General features: G+C 29.3%; 7 protein-coding genes. 4 read left to right on the top strand and 3 right to left on the bottom strand.

What is annotated here, in order from left to right:
* Positions 1 to 54: 54 nt before the first annotated feature.
* Positions 55 to 744, bottom strand: a complete 690-nt coding sequence (gene uppS, locus KKE07_00805) for a di-trans,poly-cis-decaprenylcistransferase (protein MBU4269402.1) — start codon at positions 742 to 744, stop codon at positions 55 to 57.
* A gap of 244 nt (positions 745 to 988) precedes the next feature.
* Between uppS and KKE07_00800 the strand changes: the two genes are divergently transcribed.
* Together KKE07_00800 and KKE07_00795 are read left to right on the top strand one after the other, a co-directional pair.
* Positions 989 to 1,702: an HAD family phosphatase gene (locus KKE07_00800; protein ID MBU4269401.1), complete on the top strand. Its 714-nt coding sequence runs from the start codon at positions 989 to 991 to the stop codon at positions 1,700 to 1,702.
* Between the two features lie 160 nt (positions 1,703 to 1,862).
* Entirely contained in the window at positions 1,863 to 2,480 is a 618-nt protein-coding gene (locus KKE07_00795; protein ID MBU4269400.1) for a hypothetical protein, read from the top strand.
* A gap of 44 nt (positions 2,481 to 2,524) precedes the next feature.
* Here the strand turns inward: KKE07_00795 and KKE07_00790 are convergent, their stop codons facing one another.
* The gene (locus KKE07_00790) at positions 2,525 to 5,083 is read right to left on the bottom strand and encodes an AAA family ATPase (protein ID MBU4269399.1); all 2,559 of its coding nucleotides are present in this window, start codon (positions 5,081 to 5,083) and stop codon (positions 2,525 to 2,527) included.
* An 87-nt stretch (positions 5,084 to 5,170) separates the two neighbouring features.
* On the opposite strand from KKE07_00790, the gene lptC reads away from it, so the two are divergent.
* Complete coding sequence (lptC, locus tag KKE07_00785) at positions 5,171 to 5,572, top strand: LPS export ABC transporter periplasmic protein LptC (protein ID MBU4269398.1); 402 nt, start codon at positions 5,171 to 5,173, stop codon at positions 5,570 to 5,572.
* On the opposite strand, the gene KKE07_00780 is transcribed toward lptC, so the two are convergent.
* A complete protein-coding gene (locus KKE07_00780) occupies positions 5,537 to 5,989 on the bottom strand; it encodes a hypothetical protein (protein MBU4269397.1) in 453 nt (150 codons plus the stop codon). The two genes, lptC and KKE07_00780, sit on opposite strands and share 36 nt — an antisense overlap.
* A 224-nt stretch (positions 5,990 to 6,213) precedes the next feature.
* On the opposite strand from KKE07_00780, the gene secA reads away from it, so the two are divergent.
* The coding region (secA, locus tag KKE07_00775) for a preprotein translocase subunit SecA (GenBank protein MBU4269396.1) at positions 6,214 to 6,602 on the top strand (389 nt) is incomplete at its 3' end.

The raw sequence follows: 6,602 nt of genomic DNA, 5'->3' as shown, positions 1-6,602 counted from the left end.
TAATGTTTTTAGATATTTTTTTTCTCTCATTACCCTTCTCCAATTTTCTAAAATTTACTTTCCGAAATTTCTTTCTATATCCTGAAAATCATCTAAGCATTTTTGCAAAATCTCATCAGTAATATCCGGCCAAAAAATATCTAAAAACATTAATTCCGAATAAGCGCTCTGATAAAGTAAAAAATTACTAAGTCTTGCTCTTTTGCTTGTTCTTATTATTAATTCCGGTTCAGGAATATCCTTTGTCCAAAGATAGTCTGAAAAATTTTTTTCATTTAAGCTATCAATATCTAAAAGACCTGATTTTACTTTTTCTACAATATCTTTTACAGCATGAATAATTTCACGCTTTCCACCATAACAAAAAAGTAAGTTCAAATTTAATCTATCAAATTTTTTTGTTTGTTCTTCAAGTGATTCTATTGAATCAACAAGCTCTTTTGGAAAAACAGATTTATCACCGATAAATCTAACTCTAATTTGATTATCTACAAATTCTTTAAGCTGATTTTTTGTTTGTTCCAATAACAACTGAAATAAATAATTCTTTTCATCTTCCGGCCTATTAAAATTTTCCAAAGAAAACGTATAAAACGAAAGATATTTTATACCGCGTTCCATACAAAATTTTATGGTTCTTTTAAATGCATCCATGCCAAATTTATGGCCCATTATGGATTTTAATTTATTTTGTTTAGCCCAACGACGATTTCCGTCAGGAATTATGGCCAAATGTTGTAACATAATAGCTCTCCAATAAATAGCACATTATTTAACAGAAATAATATGTCATATATTGAAATTTTTATCAAAAATAGCTTTTTTAGCCGCTCACATATTTACTATTTGACATTCGAGCAATAAACATTTACTATAAACAGTCACTAAAATTATCCCTTTATATCAGCAAAAAAACAGGTTTTTTTAGCTTTTTATATTAAAAAACATAAGAAAGGTGTAAATTTTAGTTGTTGGGGGAAAAAATATTATGAAAAAAGAAAAAATGAACAAAATCTCTTTATTTGAATCAAAAATTAAGGCCGTTATTTTTGATATGGACGGCACAATTATTGATACAGAACACGTTTGGCAAAAAGTTATTTATGACTTCTTGGCAAAAAGAGGAATTACTCAATTAACTGAAGATCAAAAAGTTATTTTAAAAAATACTGCCGGAGGCGGATTGCCTCAAGCAGCATCATTTTTTAAGCAATCTTTTAATTTTCAAGAATCATTGGAAGAATTAATAGAAGAAAAAGTAAAAATGTCCGTAGAATATATGCAAAAATATCCTATTAATTTTATTAATGGATTTGAAAATTTTCACAATCTTTTGAAAAAAAATCATATTCCAACAAGTGTTGGAACAAATGCGAGTATTCCAACATTAGAATTGCTTTCCCAAAAATTAGATTTTAAAAAATTTTTCGGATCAAATATATATTCTATGGAACATGTTGGAAGAAAAGCAAAACCTGATCCTGCAGTTTTTTTACATGCAGCAGAAAAATTAAATGTAAAACCTGAAGAATGTTTGGTTTTTGAAGATTCCATTTCAGGATTTAGCGCTGCTAAAAAAGCCGGCATGACTCTTGTTGCTATCAAAAACGATCAAAATAAAGATATTTTATATCATGCAGATTTTGCAATAGATGATTACACTCAAGCTGATGAAATTCTAAAAAAAGTATCCAAAAAATAATTCATAAATATATTATTTTCTAAAATTTAATGTTAATATTTTCAACATTAGATATAAATTTTTAACCAAGTTTATTATTCGAAAATTTATGAAAAAAATATTTTTTTTTACTTTAGCTATAATCAGTTTGTATAAAAATATATTAATTGGGAATGAATCAATGAACAAAGCACAAACAGACAAAAAATGGTTTTTAGAAGTTTTAAACAATAACACTCTTATTACAAAATTAAAACAAATAAAAATTATTATTACAGATATAGACGGTTGTCTTACAGATGCAAGTCTTATGCTAGCTGAAAGCCAATATTTACAAGATACAGATTACTCAAAATTTAAGGGTAAAAGTTTTTGCGTTCAAGATGGTTTTGGAATTAGCACAGCAATAAAAAATAATTTAATAAAAATTGCTTTTATTTCAGGTAGAACTGACGAAGCTACAAAAATCAGAGCAAAAATGCTTGGCATTCCGGATGATTTGTGTTTTACAGGTATTGATAATAATAAAATTGAAAAAATTAAATTAATTCAAAATAAATATAATATTTCAAAAGAAGAAATTTTATATTTTGGCGATGATCTTTTAGATTTTCAAACAGTTGATGCTACCGGAATTATGACATGCCCGGCAAATACACTTTTTTATTTTCAAAATCAAGCTGATTTAATAATTCCAAGAGTTGGCGGAAATGGAGCATTTAGAATTTTGCTTGATTTAGTTTTATATGTTCAAAATAAACATTTTGCACAAGAATTTATAGATAAAAGTTTAAAATAAAAAAAGGGCTGTTTAATCACAGCCCTTTTTTTATTTTAATAGATTTATTTGATATTTATTCTCTCACCTTGAACATCAACATTAAATTCTTTTTTGTTTTCGTTTTCAAGAATCTTTATAGCTAATGGGTTTACAATATAACTTTCTATAGCTCTTTTTAAAGGTCTAGCCCCAAATTCTTGAGTAAAACCAATCTCTGCCAATTTTTTAATTACACTTTCATGTATATTTAAATTTATACTTTTTTCTTTTAATCGCTCTTTTAATCTATTTAATTGCACCAAAACAATATCTTTAATATTTTCTTTTGTTAAAGAATTAAAATAAACAATATCATCAATTCTATTTATAAATTCAGGTCTAAAATATTTAAACAACAAAGAATCTATTTCTTTTTTTACTTTATCATCAACAAATCCGGCTTTTAAAATTATATCCGAACCAATATTTGAGGTCATAATAATAATACAATTTTTAAACGAAACAGTTCTACCTTGAGAATCGGTAAGCCGTCCATCATCTAAAATTTGTAAAAATAAATTAAATACATCTGGATGTGCTTTTTCTATTTCATCAATTAACAAAACGGAATATGGATGTTTTCTAACACTTTCCGTCAACTGCCCACCCTCTTCATATCCAACATAACCCGGAGGAGCACCAATTAAACGAGCAACAGAATGCTTTTCCATATATTCGGACATATCAATTCTAATTAATTTATTTTCATCATTAAATAAAAATGATGCCAAAGTTTTTGCAACTTCAGTTTTTCCAACACCGGTCGGTCCTAAAAATAAAAATGAACCAATTGGCTTATTTTGTTCAGCAATGCCGGCTCTATGCACACGAATTCTATTCGCAACAAGTTTAATAGCCTGATCTTGAGCAACAACTCGTTTTTTAAGTTCATCTTCCATGTCTATTAATTTTTGGCTTTCGTCTTTTTTTAATCTTTCAACAGGAATTTTAACCCAACGAGAAAGCACTGTTGCTATATCATCTTCATCAACTTCTTCTTTTATTAAATGCGATTTTAAATTTTTTAATTTACTCTGTTCTTGTTCCAATTCTTTTTCCAATTCAACAAGTTTTCCATATTTCAATCTTGACGCTTTATCAAAATCACCGTCTCTTTCAGCGTTTGCATATTCTACTTTAGTTTTTTCTATATCAGATTTTATTTTTTGAATGCGTTCAAGTGGTTCTTTTTCTGATTTCCATATTTTTAATAGTTCTTTATTCTTCTCTTTAAGATTAGCCAATTCTTTTTTTGTTTCTTTTAACCTTTCTTGAGATTTTTCATCTTTTTCCTTTTCAAGCGCCACCTTCTCTATTTCCAAAGTTCTTATTTCTCTTTCCAGCTTATCAATATCTTCAGGTCTTGAATCGATGGACATTTTTACCAAAGAAGCAGCTTCATCAACAAGGTCTATGGCTTTATCCGGCAAAAATCTATCTGAAATCATTGAAGCTGAAAGTTGTGCTGCTTTAACCAATGCAGAATCTTTAATACGAATTCCATGATGCAATTCATATTTTTCTTTTATTCCACGCAAAATTGAAATTGTATCTTCAATTGATGGTTCTTCAACCAAAACAGGCTGAAATCTTCGCTCGAGAGCAGCATCTTTTTCTATATATTTTTTATATTCCTGAGTAGTCGTGGCTCCAACACAATGTAACATTCCACGCGCTAATGCCGGTTTTAATAAATTTGAAGCATCCATTCCACCGCCGGCAGCCCCAGCCCCTACAAGCATATGAAGTTCATCAATAAATAAAATTATTGAATCTTTTGATTTTTCAATATCTGTAAGTATTGCCTTTAATCTTTCTTCAAATTCTCCCCTAAATTTAGTTCCCGCAATTAAAGCTCCCATATCAAGAGATAATATTTTATTATTACGCAAACTTTCGGGCACATCGTTATTTACAATTCGCTGGGCAATTCCTTCAACTATTGCAGTTTTACCAACACCGGGATCACCAACAAGTACCGGATTATTTTTTGTACGCCTGGAAAGTATCTGAACAACTCTACGAATTTCGTCATTGCGGCCAATTACAGGATCCAACTTTCCATCTTTGGCCAATTTTGTCATATCTGAACAATATTTATCCAAAGCTTTATATTGATTTTCCACATTTTGATTTTTCACAGATTCCCCCTGCCTTAAATCATCAACCCATTTTTTTATATTTTTATAATTAAAATTATTATTTTTCAAAAAGTTTATAATTGCAACCGGTAAAAGATCTGTTTTCGAAAATACCAATAATGCAACATCCAAACTTATAAATTCATCACCAAATTCTTTTGCAAAATTTTGACATTCAGATAAAAATTTTTGTAAAGAATAGTCAACTGAAGGCTGCCCTCCGGATATTTTTGGAATGCGTTCAAACTCAATTCCAATTAAACTTTGTAATTCTTGTATATCTATATTTAAATCGTTAAAAGCCGATATGCAAAAATCATTATTCAATGCTGCACTTAAAAAATGTAACGTTTGAATTGTTGAATGATTATGCTGAGTTGCAATTAAAACAGCATCATTTAAAACATGGGCAAACGAATTTGTAAAATTATTCTCGTTCATTTTAAACCCCTACTAACTAACTACTAATTAAAATTTATAAATATCAAAAAATTACAACACCATAAAGATATGTTAAATTAAAATATTATGAAAAAAAACAAAATAATTTTTATAACATTTTTGGCTTTTACAGCTATTTTATTATTATTTTTTCTTGTTAAAAAAAACAAATTTAAAAACAACAAAAATATAATTAAGCAAGCTCAAACTTTAACCGATATAAAAATAGAAAAATTTAAATTACAAAAATTTTTTTCTAAAAAAGACACTACTCTTATTATAATTGCTGATTCCGGAGAGATTTGCAGAGAATCGCAAACAGCATCTTGTAAAAATGTAAAAACAAAATTTATAAATAAAAATAAAAAAATGGCCACGTTAAAATCAAATCAAGCTTTTTTTGATATAAAAAATAATACCGTTAAACTTTTAGGAAATGTAAAAAGTAAAATTTTAAACAATTCGGCAAGCAACAACCAAATCTACTGATTCCGGAAATTCTTTGAATAAAACAGTCGCAGCATTACTCACTGTTGCTCCCGTTGTAAAAAGATCATCAATAATTAATATTTTTTTATCTTTTAATAAATATTTATTTTTATATTTATCTTTAATATCAAATGCATTTTTAAGATTTAAATATTTATCTTTAACGGAAAGTGTTGATTGATAATAAGTCTTTTTATTTCTTTTTAAAATATCCAAAACCGGAATATTTAATAATTTTGAAAGTTCTTTCGCTATAACTTCAGATTGATTATAACCACGTTTCGCATAACGAGACCAGTGTAATGGAATTGGAACCAAATAATCAAGTTGCAGATTTTTTATAATAGTTTTTTTATACATAACAAAAGCTAAATTTTTACAAAAAACAACATTTTTAGAATAAAATTTTTCAAACATAAGTTTTTTTAATGGATCGGAATAAGAACTTGCAAGGCTCCCTCGGGTTTTTATTGGAAACCCCCGCTATTTCATTTTCTCCCAACAGCAAACTCTAACTGGACAAACCCCGGAACAATATATTAATATTGCGCCAGCCTTAAGGTCTTCCAAAGGAGATGGACCTTAAGGAGGATCTTCACTTTCCCAATTCCTGCTGAGTATTGAAAGGGTGTGTAAAACAAATGATTACCAATTTTCTGACGAAAATATTCGGAAGCCAGAACGAGCGGGATCTTAAAAAGATTCAGCCCTTAGTAGTATCCATCAATGAACTTGAACCCGAAATAAAAGCATTAACGGATGAAGATATTAGAGCCAGGACATTTTTATTCAAACAGCGAATTGAAAACGGAGAACCCCTGGATGATTTGATTCCCGAGACCTTTGCTGTGGTGCGGGAAGCTTCCCGGCGGGCTCTCAACATGCGCCATTTTGACGTTCAGCTCATTGGCGGCATTGTTCTGCACCAGGGCCGGATTGCTGAAATGAAAACCGGTGAAGGCAAAACCCTGGTGGCGACGCTTCCCGGTTACTTGAACGCTCTGACCGGCAAAGGGGTCCATGTGGTGAC

The organism is Candidatus Dependentiae bacterium (genome assembly GCA_018897535.1).
Classification (GTDB): domain Bacteria; phylum Babelota; class Babeliae; order Babelales; family UASB340; genus UASB340.
Note: the sequence above shows the minus strand (reverse complement) of the source record. Positions and strands in the feature narration are given on the sequence as shown.